Annotated in this window: 12 protein-coding genes; 7 read left to right on the forward strand and 5 right to left on the reverse strand. The window is 50.3% G+C overall.

Features of this window, described 5'->3' with window-relative positions:
* Nucleotides 1-45: 45 nt before the first annotated feature.
* A complete protein-coding gene (locus tag LQ777_RS23820) occupies nt 46-810 on the reverse strand; it encodes an NUDIX hydrolase (protein ID WP_232560418.1) in 765 nt (254 codons plus the stop codon).
* Nucleotides 811-1,235: 425 nt separating this feature from the next.
* On the opposite strand from LQ777_RS23820, the gene LQ777_RS23825 reads away from it, so the two are divergent.
* The 6 genes from LQ777_RS23825 (at nt 1,236) to LQ777_RS23850 (ending at nt 7,193) form a co-directional block, all read left to right on the forward strand.
* Nucleotides 1,236-1,745: a (2Fe-2S)-binding protein gene (locus LQ777_RS23825; RefSeq protein ID WP_232560419.1), complete on the forward strand. Its 510-nt coding sequence runs from the start codon at nt 1,236-1,238 to the stop codon at nt 1,743-1,745.
* The gene (locus LQ777_RS23830) at nt 1,742-3,949 is read left to right on the forward strand and encodes a xanthine dehydrogenase family protein molybdopterin-binding subunit (protein WP_232560420.1); all 2,208 of its coding nucleotides are present in this window, start codon (nt 1,742-1,744) and stop codon (nt 3,947-3,949) included. The genes LQ777_RS23825 and LQ777_RS23830 overlap by 4 nt, the downstream gene beginning before the upstream one ends.
* 123 nt (nt 3,950-4,072) lie before the next feature.
* Nucleotides 4,073-5,242, forward strand: a complete 1,170-nt coding sequence (locus LQ777_RS23835; protein ID WP_232560421.1) for an XdhC family protein — start codon at nt 4,073-4,075, stop codon at nt 5,240-5,242.
* A gap of 96 nt (nt 5,243-5,338) precedes the next feature.
* On the forward strand, nt 5,339-5,755 hold the full coding sequence (gene ruvX, locus LQ777_RS23840) for a Holliday junction resolvase RuvX (protein WP_232560422.1): 417 nt from the start codon (nt 5,339-5,341) through the stop codon (nt 5,753-5,755).
* Between the two features lie 64 nt (nt 5,756-5,819).
* On the forward strand, nt 5,820-6,392 hold the full coding sequence (def, locus tag LQ777_RS23845) for a peptide deformylase (RefSeq protein WP_232560423.1): 573 nt from the start codon (nt 5,820-5,822) through the stop codon (nt 6,390-6,392).
* A gap of 12 nt (nt 6,393-6,404) precedes the next feature.
* A complete protein-coding gene (locus LQ777_RS23850) occupies nt 6,405-7,193 on the forward strand; it encodes an amidohydrolase (RefSeq protein ID WP_232560424.1) in 789 nt (262 codons plus the stop codon).
* Here LQ777_RS23850 and LQ777_RS23855 read toward each other — a convergent pair.
* A complete protein-coding gene (locus LQ777_RS23855; protein WP_232560425.1) occupies nt 7,177-7,878 on the reverse strand; it encodes an HAD family hydrolase in 702 nt (233 codons plus the stop codon). The two genes, LQ777_RS23850 and LQ777_RS23855, sit on opposite strands and share 17 nt — an antisense overlap.
* Before the next feature lie 234 nt (nt 7,879-8,112).
* Between LQ777_RS23855 and LQ777_RS23860 the strand changes: the two genes are divergently transcribed.
* Nucleotides 8,113-9,624, forward strand: a complete 1,512-nt coding sequence (locus tag LQ777_RS23860; RefSeq protein ID WP_232560426.1) for a DUF4301 family protein — start codon at nt 8,113-8,115, stop codon at nt 9,622-9,624.
* 64 nt (nt 9,625-9,688) lie between these two features.
* Here LQ777_RS23860 and LQ777_RS23865 read toward each other — a convergent pair whose 3' ends face one another.
* From LQ777_RS23865 to LQ777_RS23875, 3 genes are all read right to left on the reverse strand, one after another.
* Nucleotides 9,689-10,183: an RrF2 family transcriptional regulator gene (locus LQ777_RS23865; RefSeq protein WP_232560427.1), complete on the reverse strand. Its 495-nt coding sequence runs from the start codon at nt 10,181-10,183 to the stop codon at nt 9,689-9,691.
* Between the two features lie 457 nt (nt 10,184-10,640).
* Nucleotides 10,641-12,332 (reverse strand): IPT/TIG domain-containing protein, encoded by a 1,692-nt coding sequence (locus LQ777_RS23870; RefSeq protein WP_232560428.1) that lies wholly within the window; start codon nt 12,330-12,332, stop codon nt 10,641-10,643.
* Nucleotides 12,333-12,373: 41 nt separating this feature from the next.
* Entirely contained in the window at nt 12,374-15,262 is a 2,889-nt protein-coding gene (locus LQ777_RS23875; RefSeq protein ID WP_232560429.1) for a TonB-dependent receptor, read from the reverse strand.
* Between the last annotated feature and the right edge of the window lie 109 nt (nt 15,263-15,371).

A 15,371-nucleotide genomic window follows, 5' to 3' on the forward strand; every position in this document is an offset into this window, starting at 1 on the left:
CTTACCTAACTGATAAACAGCTGCTTTTAAGTAGCTTATTTCAAGCTAGACGAAGCTCAGATTACCATTGCCAAGCGCTTTCTGATAGTTTTCCCGGTCGAACCGGTATAGGAAAGGCGATTTATGCGCTTTACCCGTTCGACGCTCATCAAGCCGGGTCAGGATATGCAGACCCATAATTTTCTTGTGAAAATTGCGAGCGTCCAACGGTTTATCGAGCACAGCCTCGTACAGTCGCTGCAGTTCCGGAATGGTGAATTTTTCAGCCATCAAATTCAGACCGATGGGCTGCCAGTTGAGTTGCGACCGGAGCGTCTGTAAGGCAACGGTTACAATCTGGCGGTGATCGTATAGCAAGGAGGGTAAGTTACTTATATCCCACCAGCGGCACTCGTCCGTCATAAAGTCGGGTGTAGGCGTTACCTGCGTATGATCTACCAACGCGTAATAACCAACGGATAAGGTTCGTTCGGGCCAGCGTTCGCTAAACGACATGGGCATCTTCTGTCTACGCCACATTTCCTCGCGGTTATACCGAACGGCATCGCCAAACAAATGAAATTGCTGTAGAAACAATTTGTCCAAACCCGTTCGCTCGTACAACACCCGTTCGGCTGCTCGATCAACAGACTCAGTTTTGTAGATGAATCCACCCGGCAAACACCACTCGCTGGTATCTTTCCAGCGCAGTAGCAGGACTTTTAGCCGCGTGTCGTGAAAGCCAAATATTGCACAGTCAAGCGACACGCCGGGTATGCATTCATCAGCTATGAAATTGTGAAAGGAGATTATATGCTCCGTGTAATCCATTAATCAGTATAAATTTTTTTCTATGTATTTATGACATACTAAGTTTATACCGTATAATTAGTAGCAAATTCTTTATTTATCAACAAACACCAGTTATTCTGTTCGCAATTCGCTGCTGACAGGGGCGAAATCAATCGTCAGACGGCTACTACGCTTTGTCTAATGATACTGTTTTATCAGTAACGCTTACATATTCGTAAGATCTGGCTACAACCTGCGTTTATACTATCTTCTTTATTTTTCGCCCGCTGAATCGTTCAGTAAAGGATTCCGGCTGGTTTTGTCTCGAAACCTTGTTCATTAGCGCATAATTTTAAAAAGGACGCAGCGGATAATGTGGGGCTAATTCGTTAATTTTAGTTGCGATTTTCTGTAGTAAAGCAACGTCTCTGTGATTGATTGCTTTTCATTTATCCGTCTAGGCTATGTCTTCCTTGAAATTAACCATTAACAATCAACCACATACCGTTGATGTCGATGCTGATATGCCGCTGTTGTGGGTCATCCGCGATGTCGTTGGGTTAACCGGTACCAAATTTGGCTGCGGCATTGCCCAGTGTGGTGCCTGCACGGTTCACCTCGATGGTACCCCCATTCGTTCCTGTAGCTTCCCGGCATCGGCTGCGGCAGGGCATAAGATTACGACGATTGAAGGTATCTCTAAAAACGGCGACCATCCGATTCAAAAAGCGTGGATCGAGCATCAGGTGCCCCAATGCGGCTACTGTCAGTCGGGGCAGATTATGTCGGCGGTAGCCTTGCTCAAGGAAACACCTAAACCTACCGATGCCGATATTGACGCGGCTATGCAGGGAAATATCTGCCGTTGTGGTACGTACAACCGGATTCGGCAGGCGATTCACACGGCTTCGTCCGAGATGGCAGTCGTCCCACCCAAAGCACCCAAGTCTACACCCAAAATCGGCAAACGATGAGCGCAAAACCAAACCAAACTTCCATTGACCGCCGAAGTTTTCTGAAAGCGGCCGGTTTGACCAGCGCGGCATTTGCCTTGGGTCTTTCGGCCACTGAACCCCTCGCCGGTCCTGTACTAAATCTAAGCGACCAAACCGGATTGGCCCTACCCGAATCGGTCGAGTTGACGCCTTTTGTTCTCATCGAAAAATCAGGCCGAATTACACTGATGAACCCCCGACCCGAAATCGGTCAGGGGACGTACCAGTCGGTTCCGGCGCTGATTGCCGAGGAGCTGGAAGTTTCGCTGGACAACGTTACTATCCTGCAAACCGGGGGCGAAAGCAAGTTCGGCGGCTTATGGTCGCAGGCCGTTGGCGGCAGCGGTTCCATCCGGGGCGGCTACACGCAGATGCGGAAAGTGGGGGCATCGGCCCGCGATATGCTTATCAAGGCAGCTAGCCAGCAGTGGAACGTCCCTGCTCAGGAGTGTTACGCCGAAAACGCAAAAATCGTACACCGGCCATCGGGCAGAAAACTGTCTTACGGTGAATTGGCAGAGGTAGCTTCCAAGCTGGACGTTCCGAAAGAGCCCACCTTAAAAGACCCCAACGATTTCAAAATTCTGGGCAAACCCGCCCCTCGCCCCGATACACCACTCAAAGCAACGGGGAAAGCGCAGTTCGGAATTGACGCGAAGGTACCCGGTATGTTGTATGCATCAGTCGAGCGGTGCCCGGTGTTGGGCAGTAAGCTGGTGAGCTTTGACGCGACGCAGTCCTTGAAAGTCAAAGGCGTTCGGAAGGTGGTTAAAGTAGAGCGCGTGGTTGGCTACAATCGCTACGAAGGTGTAGCCGTTGTAGCAGACAACTATTGGGCTGCTTTGAAAGGCCGTAAAGCCTTAACCGTAAAATGGGATAACCAGAACCATGAGACGTTCAATACGGTAAGCTTTGAAAATTCGCTGCGTGAACTGGCAAAAACCGATGGTGTTGTCGGCCACAACGCAGGCGAATTCGACAAGGCATTCACCGACGCTCCTATTAAACTCGAAGCCTTTTACGAAACGCCCATCATAAGCCATTCGACGATGGAGCCGATGAATGCATTGGCTCATTATCAACCCGGCAACAAACTGGAACTGTGGGTTTCGTCGCAGGGTGGCGATTTGGTACGGGACGAAGTAGCTAAAGTACTAACCATCCCTGCCGACAATATCAAGGTAAATATCCTGTTTAACGGTGGCGGATTTGGCCGACGACTCACGCAGGATTTTGCCACCGAAGCGGCCCTGTTGTCGAAAACGGTTGGTAAACCGATTAAAGTTGTCTGGACGCGCGAGGATGATACGGCACTTGGTCCTTTCCGCCCGATGACGTTTTCGGCCATGCGCGGTGCTTTGTCGAACGAAGGCCAAGCCGTCGCTTTGCAGCATAAAGTCATTTCGCCCTCTATCGACGCGACGATGGGCGAAAAAGGGAAATACGACAAAACGAAGCCCGATGGCACCATGCTGGAAGGCACGAATGAGCAGCAATACGAAATTCCGAATGTAAACACGCGCTACGTCCACGCCGAAACGCACATTCCGCTGACGTACTGGCGCTCGGTGACGAGTTCGACGCTGGCCTTCTCGCACGAGTGTTTTCTGGACGAGATGGCCCACAAAGCGGGCCAAGACCCAATGGCGTTCCGACTGGCGATGCTGACAAAAGAATCGGATACCAAGCGCGTGCTGACAAAACTGAAAGAAGTGTCGGGCTGGGATAAGCCGTTACCTGCCGGAAAAGGCCGGGGTGTTGCGCAATGGAATTTCTTCGCCGGACTGGCGGGCCAGGTTGTCGAGGTTTCCAAAACGGAAAGTGGCGGTGTAAAAGTTGACAAGGTGTACTGCGTAATCGATCTGGGAACGGTTGTCAATCCCGATACCGTCAAAGCACAGGTCGAAGGAGCAATTGCGATGGCGCTGACAGCCGCCACCAAAGACGGCATCACGTTCGAGCAGGGTCGTGCGGTTCAGAACAACTTCGATAAAAACCGGATGCTCCGTATCAACGAGATGCCTCCCGTCGAGGTACACATTTTGGCCGAAGGGGGTCCGACGATCAAAGGCGTTGGCGAACCCGGTTTACCACCGTTAGCGCCCGCACTGGCTAATGCGGTATTCGCGGCTACGGGCAAACGCATCCGTCGGTTGCCGTTCGATCTGGAGAAAGTTTCCTGATCGCGTTCGGTTGATCTGTTTACACTCCGAACACAAAACAGATTTTTCTGGCTACCGTTATAGTTTATATAGTCCTTCTGATTCTGTCAGAAGAACTATGACAGTCAAAACGCAGCATCGTCCATGAAAGAAATAGCCCGCATCGTTGAGGTTTTTGAACAGATAGATTTTTCGAAACGCAAAGCGGCTCTGGCAACTGTTGTCTGGGTGGAAGGTTCTTCGTACCGTCGGCCGGGAGCGCGGATGCTTATCACCGACGATGGCCGCTGGGAAGGAGCGATCAGCGGGGGCTGTCTGGAAGGCGACGCGCTTCGGAAAGCACGTCAGGTAATGCTTGATGGCGACCCCATTGTCGTTACGTACGATACAATGGATGATGGAGCCAACAGCTTTGGTGTTGGTCTGGGCTGTAACGGCATCATCGACATTCTGATCGAACCCATCGACCCGACCGATTCGCATAATCCGGTCGAACTCCTGCGTGAGTTTACTCAGAAACGCGATGTTCGGGTGTTAGCTACCGTCCTTAAAAGCGATGCAACGACCGGCTTGATGCCCAGTAACCGCTTTGTGCTGACCGATCAGTCGGCGAGCCTGATTCCAGATTGGTTGCAAGCCGATATGCAGAACGTGTTTGTTACAGGTAAGCCCTTAACGCAAACCTACGCGGTTGAATCGGGAAGCGCGGAGTTGTTTATCGAGCGAATTGACCCAGGCATCGAGCTAGTAATCTTCGGGGCCGGTTACGATGTTGTTCCGGTAGCGAAGCTTGCCCGCGATCTTGGCTGGCAGGTTACAGTAACCGACGACTGCGTGGCCCATTTAGCCCCCAAACGCTTTCCGGTAGCAACCTGTGTTTTGTTTGCCGATCGGCAAGCCGTTCTTGATAAGATTACCATTACCGACCGAACGGCAGCCGTGTTGATGTCGCACAACTTCAATTACGACCGCGCCGTGTTGGAATCGCTGTTAGCCACCGATGTGCCGTATATCGGTATGTTGGGGCCGCGGAAACGGTTTGACAAGATGCAGGACGAGTTTGCCAAAGACGGTCTTCATTTTTCTGAAACCACCCTGGAACGCGTTCACGCTCCCATTGGTCTAGACTTAGGGGCCGAAACACCGGACGAAATTGCTTTGTCGATCCTGGCTGAGATCAAAGCGTTCTTCACCAAACGGTCGGGGGCATTTCTCCGAGAGAAATCGGGTCCCATTCACGAACGTTTATCCGGTAATCAGAAAGGACAGAACCAGCGGATACCGTTCGACGGCTCTGCAACCGAAGCCATTTGAGGAAGTCAATATTACGTTAAAGGCCATCTTCGGATGGCTTTTTTCATTTGCGAATTAACGAACCTCAAACCTCAATGTTGTACCTTTGCCCCTGTTATGGCGCGACTCTTAGCGATTGATTACGGTGCAAAACGAACTGGCCTTGCCGTTACGGACCCGTTGCAACTTATTGCTTCGGCGCTGGAAACGGTACCGTCTCACGAGCTGTTAAAATTTTTAAAAAGCTATGTCGAACGGGAGCCAGTAGAAGCGTTTGTCGTTGGATTACCCAAACGATTAGACGGAACGGACACCGATAATACGCCCCGTGTCCGGAAGTTTGTGACTCATTTACAGAACGCTTTGCCCGATATTCCCGTTTATTGGCATGACGAACGCTTCACGTCAGTTATGGCATTGCAGGCTATGCTGGCCAATGGAAGCACGAAAAAAGATCGGCGGGAGAAAGGCAACATCGACAAAGTCAGTGCGGCCATCATTCTTCAGTCATACATGGAAAGCTTAAAAAAATAGTTTTTGGAACAGAAAACCCGTTCAACGTACAGGGCTTTTCGACCGACAACGGACCAATAAAACAATGATTCTCCCAATAATTGCCTACGGCGATCCAGTGCTGAGAAAACGGGCCAAAGATATCGAACCCGGTAGCATCGACGTCAAAACATTAAGCGAAAACATGTTCGAAACCATGTATGCGGCTTCCGGGGTTGGCCTGGCAGCACCGCAGATTGGACAGAGCATTCGCATGTTTGTGGTAGATGGTCAGCCTCTGAACGAGGACGAACCCGAAGAAGATGTTGACCAGAGTGTGGTTGACTTCAAAAAGGTATTTATCAATCCGGAAATTATTGAAGAAGCCGGCGAAGACTGGGGCTTTGAAGAAGGCTGCCTAAGCATTCCTGGCATCCGGGGGGAAGTGTTCAGACCCGAAATTATTGTGATTCGCTACTTCGATACGGACTGGAACGAGCACGAAGAAGAATTCGATGGTATGGCCGCCCGTATCATTCAGCATGAATACGACCACCTGGAAGGCAAACTTTTCACGGATTATCTGCCAACCATTCGTCGTCAGCTTATCAAGAAAAAACTGGCCGACATCACGAAAGGCCGGACGGATGCCGAATACAAAATGAAATTTTCGCGGTAGTCCCGCTTACCGATGCTTAACGTTACGCTCCTTCAGGCAAGTTTATACTGGCACGACCCCGTTGCCAACCGGGCTATGCTGGAGGAGCGTATCTTTTCCCTGCCGGAACCGACCGATCTGATTGTTCTGCCCGAAATGTTTACGACGGGTTTTACGATGAACGCATCGTCCGTGGCTGAGCCAATGAATCTGACGACCTTTCGGTGGATGAAGCAGATGGCGGCTCAAACCAAAGCGGTCGTTACAGGCAGCTATGTCGTGCAGGAAAAAGGCAATTATTTTAACCGGCTGATCTGGATGCAGCCCGACGGCCAGTTCGATACGTACGACAAACGCCATTTGTTTCGTATGGCGGGCGAAGACACCATTTACACCGCTGGTACCCGCCGTATTGTCAAAGAATGGAAAGGCTGGCGAATCTGTCCGCTAATCTGCTATGATCTGCGCTTCCCCGTCTGGAGCCGCAACCAAAGCGAAACCTCCGCTGATTTCGAGTACGATCTGTTACTTTACGTAGCCAACTGGCCCGCTCCCCGGCGCAATGCCTGGAACACGCTACTGCAAGCCAGGGCCATTGAAAACCTGAGTTATGTCGTCGGCGTCAATCGGGTTGGCGAAGACGGGAATAATCACCCCTACACGGGCGACTCCGCCGTGATTGACTTTAAAGGCGATATCCTGTTTCAGCAAACTGATTCTGAAATCGCCCACCAACAAAATCTTTCGCTGGACGAGCTACAAACGTTTCGCAACAGGTTTCCGGCAAATCTGGACGCTGACCATTTCACGCTACTTCTTTAGCACCCATAATCAGTTCGACCAGCCCACGCGCGCTTTCCAGCGTGACGAATGACTTACCGGCTAACTGCTCCTCTGCCACTCGCTCGTGCTCCCAGGTAATCGCATATGGTATGTGAACCGCTTTCGCACCAATGTGAACTACTGGCAATATATCAGACTTCAGGGAATTGCCGATCATCAGAAATTCGCTCGGCTGCACGTTATACCTTTTAAGGATTGCCTGATACGACTGTTCGTTCTTTTCACTGACAATCTCGATGTGCTTGAAATAATGGCCCAAACCGGAGCGGGCAATTTTACTTTCCTGGTCAAACAGATCGCCCTTGGTCAGCACCATCAAATCGAACTGTTGCGACAGCACATCCAGTACTTCAGGGATTCCGTCGAGCACATCAATCGGAAAGTCTAACAGTTCACGACCAACGTCAATAATTTGCTGAATCTCCGTTCCTGTCACCGCACCGTTCGTCAGTTCGATAACGGTTTCGATCATCGCCAGAATAAAACTCTTCGCACCGTAGCCGAACAACCGCAAATTGCGTATCTGTGCCTCATAAAACCGTTGGGACAAGGTTGTCTGATCTACGTGATGGGAAAGCAGCTCACACAATTTCTCTTTAACATTGACGTAGTTTGGCTCGTTTACCCAAAGCGTGTCGTCGGCATCGAAGGCAATTAGTTTCATATTCATTAACCGTTTTTTTCAAAAGTATTTTGGTAATAAGCTACTTGGCTAAATTCACTGAATAGTCGATAATTTGTCACCAGCCACTCCAGACATTGTTGAATCGACTCTTCATCGTGTTTCCTTAGTCGAGCGCTTTTAAAACAAATAACACTAACATAAAATTGATTTGCGTCACATCAGCTATTTAGCCAATTTGCCGCCCTTTCCTAACGCTATTATTCCGTTCACCTTATGCAATTTACTGAGCAAGATCAGGACCAGATTGTGGCACAGGGTATTTCTCCTGAGCAGATCGATAAGCAAATAAACTATTTCGTCAACGGATTCCCTTATCTCAACGTCATCAAAGCGGCAACCGTTGGTGACGGGATCGTCCGTGTTGACGAGGATCAGCTAGCCGCTTACATTCATCGCTTCGACCAGGCGGCTCACGAACGTCAGTTGGTTAAGTTCGTGCCCGCTTCGGGAGCGGCTACCCGTATGTTCAAGTCGTTGTTTGCCGCGCTGGATGGTAAGTCAGACAAAGCAACGGATGAGGTTTTTGCCCGCATGACCGACTTTGCCTTCTACGAAGATCTAAAAGCCGCCATGGCTGCTCAAGGGCAGGATCTGGACAAAGCCGTGGCTGAAAACGACCGCCAGACGGTTTTGAGCTTTTTGCTGACAGACAAAGGTCTGGAATATGGCAACCTGCCGAAGGGCTTGCTGAAGTTTCATAACTATCCGGACGGCCCACGCACGCCTGTCGAAGAACACCTGGTAGAAGGAGCGGCTTACGCTAATTCCGATGGGTTGGTAAAAATTCATTTTACAGTATCGCCCGAACACCGCGACCGCTTCGAGCAGTTGATCGACGCGCAAAGAGCCGATTACGAAGCTTGGTTGGGCGTTACGTTCGACATCAGCTTTTCTGAGCAGAAAAAATCGACCGATACCATTTCGGTTAACCCGGACAATTCGCCGTTCCGCAACCCGGACGGCTCATTGCTGTTCCGCCCGGCGGGTCACGGTGCACTGATTGAAAACCTCAACGACATCGACGCTGATATTGTGTTCATCAAGAACATCGACAATGTTGTACCCGACGAGATTAAGGAGCCAACAATCACCTACAAGAAAGTGTTGGCATCGGTACTTCTTGATGCGCAGCAGCAAATCGCCCGATTGCAGGGCCTGCTAGAGTCTGACGAAGTAAGCGACGGTTATGTGGCGGAAGCCGACGAACTCCTGCGCCGGACGTTATTTACGCTTCCGCCAGACGGATTTGAGAGCTTAGCGAAAGAAGAAAAACTAGCCTACTTACGCAAAAAACTAAACCGACCGGTTCGTGCCTGCGGTATGGTGAAGAACGTAGGTGAACCCGGTGGAGGACCGTTCTGGGCCAGAAATCAGGATGGCTCAACCTCGCTTCAAATTGTCGAGTCGGCCCAAATTGACCTGTCGAACCAAGAACAGAAATCGATTTTCGATGAGGCAACGCACTTCAACCCGGTCGATTTGGTTTGCGGTGTCAAAGACCACAAGGGCAATAAGTTTAACCTGACTGATTACCGCGATCCACAAACCGGATTTATTACGGCTAAATCAAAAGATGGCAAGGACCTGAAAGCACAGGAGTTGCCGGGCCTCTGGAACGGCGCCATGGCCGACTGGAATACTATTTTTGTGGAAGTACCGCTGATTACGTTCAACCCGGTTAAAACGGTAAACGATCTGTTGCGGAAGGAGCACCAGCCTAGCTAACAAAAATCGGGGCGTAGGCCTACAACGTAAGCCTACGCCCCGATACTTTTATAGATCTGCCGGATTAAGCTAATAACCGGTCAGCAGACGATTCCGTCAATTCAGGCGCATTGGCCCCAATTGCAATTTCTTTCGTTTCAATCGAGTCCAGATTCTGGAACGTCAGTAAGGTTGTGTTTTCATAGACGCCTAAATTGGCATCCCGCACCCGCTCCATAATCGGTTTTAGCGCGCACGTCACCTCATCGTTGCAATCGTCGCACTTTACGTAGAAGTTAAAAGACACGCACGGTGTTGGTGCAATAGGCCCGTCAATAACCCGTAGTACTTGTGCCAGATTAACTCGAGCCGGATCTACACGTAACAGATACCCTCCTCCTTTTCCTTTCTGGCTTTGGAGGATTCCGTGGTTACGTAGCTCCAGCAGAATCGCTTCTAAAAACTTTTTAGGAATGTTTTCTTTGGCTGAGATATAGGAAATCAGGACAGGGCCTTTTCCAAACTCTTCAGTCAAAACTTTGAGGGCCTTAATCGCGTACTTGGCTTTTTTTGAAATCATCTGTTACGGTAACTTAGGAGTTGAACAACACTATATACTGAGGCAAAATCGGTCCACAAACTTGCAGCAGCTTGTAAGAAAATAGAAGCTATTGAGCTAGTCGTTACGCTTTTCGAGGCTTAAACAAACGTTATACTGCCTGCATTTCTGTCCCAACGCCAAGCCCTTCTTATAACGCTCAATAAACTTAATTGGGTGTTAGACGCGCTTTTGACCCCTAGGTAACGAAATATGTAGATTATCTATAACTATTCGTCACCTTTTGCCTGCAATGTGCAAAATCTTACCATCATATGAGTATTCCACCCACTAGAAATAGTTGATTAATTTATTTTCCGCGTGATAACCCACTATTTATCAGCAGTATTACCCACTCAACTGATCCGTAACAAGAAAAAAGCCGGTGCAAAGCCCCGGCCCTTTCATGCGACACCAATATGAAATTATAGAATGAAGGCTATTGATCGTAGTTCGTATTCTGCGGATCGAAGTTGGTCCAACCCGTCAGCCAGTTCTCGGTGTTGAACGCACCCCGGTAGGGAGCAGAGACGAAGAACGAGTCGGATAGTTTACCACCGGTAACTGCGTTGGCCGATGTCAGCAACGGAGAACCTGAACCAGGAACGAAGTTTGGCGAGGTCAGGCTAAAGCTATTTGCATTGAGCAGTAGCGAAGCCAGATCCGTAGATGCGATAACGGTATTTTTACGAGCGGCTAGTGAGAAATAAGCGCTAGCCTGATCATTGGTGATGTTACCAGCACCCCGAACCGCCGTTAGCGAGTTAGCAACCGTAATGCCCTGTACTTCCAGGCTACCGTTGTTAGCGTTGTTGAGCGTACCGGTTGTGGTTCCGTCCAGACGAAGTCCCTCAGGCCAGCCAACAAACACTGAGTTGATAACGCTGATAGCCGTGTTGCGACGCAGGTGCATAGCCGACTGATATGGACCGCTACCGCCCGAACTCGATGTCGATGCATTACTTGGCGTACCGCTCGTTACGAAGCTGCTGAAGTTAGCAAAAATAGGCTGTGTAAGCGGCAGACCATTGTTCGCCGACAAAGCAACACCACCCGCGTTTTCGCCAGAGTTGAAGTTGTCCGACTCAAAGCAGTTTGAACCCGATTGGTCAGCTACCTGCGGATTGCGCAACGACACGCCAAACTGTACTTTACCGGTGTAACCCCAGTCCGTATCGAAATCATCGTCGAAACCACGGTAAGCAACCAGATATTTTGCGTTAACCGTACCACCGAACCACTCGTACGAGTCGTCACCGCTGTAAGAAACCTGTACGTGATCGATGGTCGTACCCGATCCTACGCCGTACATGGTTAATCCGTTGATCTCGCTGTTTGCTTCGTTTGTCAGAGCTATACCACCAAATTCGATACGCACGTACCGGAGCGTACCCGAGTTGTCAGTCGGCTCGTTGAACGCACCTAGCTGAATACCGATACCACCTTCTGCTGCCTGGCTGGCTGGACGGTTGTGTGGCGCTCTACCGATAAGAACGATACCACCCCAGTCACCGTAATTGCGTGATCCAGCCGCGCGATTGGATGTGAAAACGATAGGTTGCTGTGCCGTACCCGACGCTTCTACACGTCCACCCTGCTCAACGATGAGCGTACCACCTTTTTTGGAACCGGTTGGATCTTCGTCAACGGTACCGCCTTTAATAATCGTACCAGGCTGGATCGTTACGACCACACCCGATTTTATGTTAACAAAACCTCTGAGCAGATACACATTTCCAGCTGTCCAAGTTTCACTGGCCGTGATGCTTCCGGCCTTCGTCACAACGGGTTTTGAACTAATCGTGAACGCAGGTCCCTGTGCTGATTGACCATTGGCTGTAACCGAAACTGGCGAACCGGCGCTGGCGGGTACAACAACCGATAACTGCGTTGATGAAGCGGCAACAACCGAAGCCGAAACAGCGCCAAACGTTACCGTGTTGCTGGCCGGAGTTGCGTTGAAATTGGTACCGGTAAGCACAACGGTTGTTCCGACAGGTGCCGACGTTGGGCTGATAGACGTAATGCTGAGCACCGGAGCGGGGGAATCGTCGTTCTTACAGGACGAAATAAAGACGATCAGTCCTGCTACTAACGTCAACAGGCTTCCCCACCGAATGAGCTGATTCATAACTAACATTGATTTGGTTTATAAAAGGCAATTGGAAAACATTAGGGAACAATCGTGCGACGGCCAAAGGTGTAAACACCGGTCAGCGTAACGTACTGGCCACGACGGAAGCGACGGAAAACCTGATCGGCACCAACGGTTTGCGACGTAAGGTCTTTGCCGATTTTGCCATCGCCGTTGAAATCCTGAGCGAATCGGGTTGCCTGATTCAGAATATCCTGAACGCCTAGCCGCAATTCGATTTTTTGGTTGAACGTCTTGCTGATGTTCAGGTCAATCGCATGACGGGGAAGTTCATAGATCGTCGGGTTGTTACGCGTACCTACGGCAAAGATGCGTGGGCCGTAAACGTTGTACAGTACGTTCCACTGTAGTCCCGTGTTTGGCTCCTGATAGTATACCCCGGCGTTGATCAGGTATGGCGATTGGCTTGCCAGTGGCCGTTCGCGGTCGGCCAAATCTTTCAGCGGTACATCAACAACGGTTGAGGTTGCATCTGGAGCCCGGACGAAGTCACCCAGCGTTACGCGGCTGTTGATGAGTGATCCGTTGGCAACAACCTGAAGATTCTGGAGGAATTTGCTCCCTGACTGCTGGAAACCTTTACGAATTTCTACTTCGACACCGTAGTTACGAGCCGTCGGAGCATTGATGAAGGAATAGCTAAAACCGTTACCCGTTGGGAGCAGGAAGCTTTCGATCGGATTGCGGAAATGCTTGTAAAAACCGGTAACCGAAATCAGTTCGTTAGGGCTTGGGTAAAATTCCCACTTCAAATCAACGTTCTGAACCGTAGCAGTCGTCAGTTCGGTATTACCCGTAACAACGGCCAGCAGGTTGAAGTCAAAGTATTGGAAAGGAGCTAACTCGCGTAGTTCGGGTCGGTTCACGGTAGCCGAGTAAGCCAGTCGTACGTTATGCCGGTCGTTAAGCTTGTGCGTAATATTGATCGATGGTAGTGGACTAAAAATCGCCCGGTTTACCAACTGCCGGTCAACACCCATGCGCTGGCTTTGCAATCCCTGCACGTTGTATTCGCCCCGTAAGCCTAGCGTTACATTGGTGCGAGCGCTCAGGTTGATGTCACCACTGACATAAGCAGCACCGTAGGTATTGCTTCCCTGGTATGAATCAAAATCAGACGTACCATCCAGCAATGACAGTCCGCCGGGCTGACCGCTTACGTTCGTTGGCGAGAAGATTGAGCCAATCGGTTGCTGCTGCACGATAGCGCCGTCGCTGGCTGATCCGGGAATACTGTTGTAGCCGTAAAAACGAGCCGAATAGTCACGAACGCGCCGTTCGCCGTAGATACCGGCCCGTATGTGGCTAGGCTCCCGATCCGTTGGATTGCCAAACGTATGATCGTAATTGCTAATTAACGAAACAGTCTGCTCATTCAGCTTCGAGTAGAACCGACCTACGTCAATCGGGTTCGGTGATAGCGGAGTTACGAGGGTGTATGGTCCATTTTCGCCACTGTTCAACGGAGCCTGGTAGCGAGCACGTTTCCAGTCAGGTTCCCAACGGCCCGAATAGCCATAACCGGCAATCCAGTTAAGCTTTGTCAGTTCATTTAACTGATGCTCACCCGAAACCTGCGTCGTAGCGATACTACGGTTTTCGAACCGTTGCGAATAACTGCGGATATCGGCGTTTGAATCAAAGTTTTGACCCTGCCGAACAACGGTTTCCTGATTGCCCAGTTGGTTGAAGAGCGTTTTCCATTCGAGCGTGAACGCTGGCGAAAAGCGCAGCGACCAGTTATGAAGCAGTCCCAACCGCGACTGCCGGGCGAAGCTGGCGTCGCTGTACGATTGGTTGACTGCATTAGCAACCGCTCCGTTTTCGTACACGCGGAAATCAATGTCGGTCGCTTGGTTCGTCATGCTGTAGTTGACGCTGGTCAGGTTACTGATCTGAACATTGCCGACATCAAACCGACGACCTGTGTTAAGCGCAAAACGTACATCGGGCATAACCGTGACGTTCGTTAACCCCCATGAATTAGGAAGCAAACGCGCATAAGCCGCGCGCTGTGGAGCACCCAGCGCGTTAAAATCGCCGGAACGTGTTGGGAAACTCGTTGGTACAGTCTGATTAGCTGACCATAACCCTAATGCACTCAAGCCACCCCGGTCGTGGGATTGTACCTGCTGGCCAGTTGTGCCGGGACGGTAGCCGAACGTTAAGCCAACATCAAAGAAGTTATTGCTTGGACGACGCTTCGTGTAGATTTTTACGATACCGCCCGCAAAATCGCCGGGCAATTCAGCCGAACCCGACTTGTAGACAATCATCCGGTCAAGGATGTTGCTTGGAATAATATCAAAGGAGAAGGAACGGGTTTCTACTTCCGTCGATGGGGCGATTACGTCGTTGATCAGGACGGAGTTGTAGCGAGAGCCCAATCCTCTGATCAGAACGAAACGATTGTCGAGGATACTGACACCCGGTACCCGGCGAATGGCCGCTGCGGCATCGCGGTCCTGCGACTTCTGAATCTGGGCTGCCGAAATACCGACGGCCAGCGCTTTGATTTGCTTGATCTCGGTAATAACGGCTACTTCCGTATTTGTAGCGCGGTTTGCCCGGACAACAACTTCCTGAAGCGATTTTCCTTCTTCGTCCAGTTCCGTTTCGATAGCGGTCGTGTTTCCAGACTCTACCCGAACGTTTGGAATTTCTTTGGTTTGATAGGATATGTACGAGATAACTACTTTCTGCGTACCGGCGGGAACATTGGCGATTGAGAAACCTCCTTCTACGTCAGTGGTACCACCCAGTTGGGTTCCGTCAATCCGGATTGTACAGCCAATTAAGGCTTCTTTGGTTTTACTGTCTTTAATGGTACCCCTGACGGTACCTGTCTGCGCCAGAACGGCGGTCGACAAGAGTGATAGTAGAAATAAGAATACGTTACGTTTCATATTGGTTTTTTGGAGTCGCTTATAAGCGTCGCAAAACTACCAGCCCAATATTACGCCAACATTACGCCAATGTTACGCTTGGGTTACATTTACCCGTCTACGTAACCTG

Source organism: Spirosoma oryzicola (assembly GCF_021233055.1).
GTDB lineage: Bacteria > Bacteroidota > Bacteroidia > Cytophagales > Spirosomataceae > Spirosoma > Spirosoma oryzicola.

What these genes read in the sequence shown, in the direction of transcription:
- LQ777_RS23820 (WP_232560418.1), bottom strand. Translation starts at nt 810, where the DNA reads ATGGATTACACGGAGCATATAATCTCCTTTCACAATTTCATAGCTGAT.
- LQ777_RS23825 (WP_232560419.1), top strand. Translation starts at nt 1,236, where the DNA reads ATGTCTTCCTTGAAATTAACCATTAACAATCAACCACATACCGTTGAT.
- LQ777_RS23830 (WP_232560420.1), top strand. Translation starts at nt 1,742, where the DNA reads ATGAGCGCAAAACCAAACCAAACTTCCATTGACCGCCGAAGTTTTCTG.
- LQ777_RS23835 (WP_232560421.1), top strand. Translation starts at nt 4,073, where the DNA reads ATGAAAGAAATAGCCCGCATCGTTGAGGTTTTTGAACAGATAGATTTT.
- ruvX (WP_232560422.1), top strand. Translation starts at nt 5,339, where the DNA reads ATGGCGCGACTCTTAGCGATTGATTACGGTGCAAAACGAACTGGCCTT.
- def (WP_232560423.1), top strand. Translation starts at nt 5,820, where the DNA reads ATGATTCTCCCAATAATTGCCTACGGCGATCCAGTGCTGAGAAAACGG.
- LQ777_RS23850 (WP_232560424.1), top strand. Translation starts at nt 6,405, where the DNA reads ATGCTTAACGTTACGCTCCTTCAGGCAAGTTTATACTGGCACGACCCC.
- LQ777_RS23855 (WP_232560425.1), bottom strand. Translation starts at nt 7,878, where the DNA reads ATGAAACTAATTGCCTTCGATGCCGACGACACGCTTTGGGTAAACGAG.
- LQ777_RS23860 (WP_232560426.1), top strand. Translation starts at nt 8,113, where the DNA reads ATGCAATTTACTGAGCAAGATCAGGACCAGATTGTGGCACAGGGTATT.
- LQ777_RS23865 (WP_232560427.1), bottom strand. Translation starts at nt 10,183, where the DNA reads ATGATTTCAAAAAAAGCCAAGTACGCGATTAAGGCCCTCAAAGTTTTG.
- LQ777_RS23870 (WP_232560428.1), bottom strand. Translation starts at nt 12,332, where the DNA reads ATGAATCAGCTCATTCGGTGGGGAAGCCTGTTGACGTTAGTAGCAGGA.
- LQ777_RS23875 (WP_232560429.1), bottom strand. Translation starts at nt 15,262, where the DNA reads ATGAAACGTAACGTATTCTTATTTCTACTATCACTCTTGTCGACCGCC.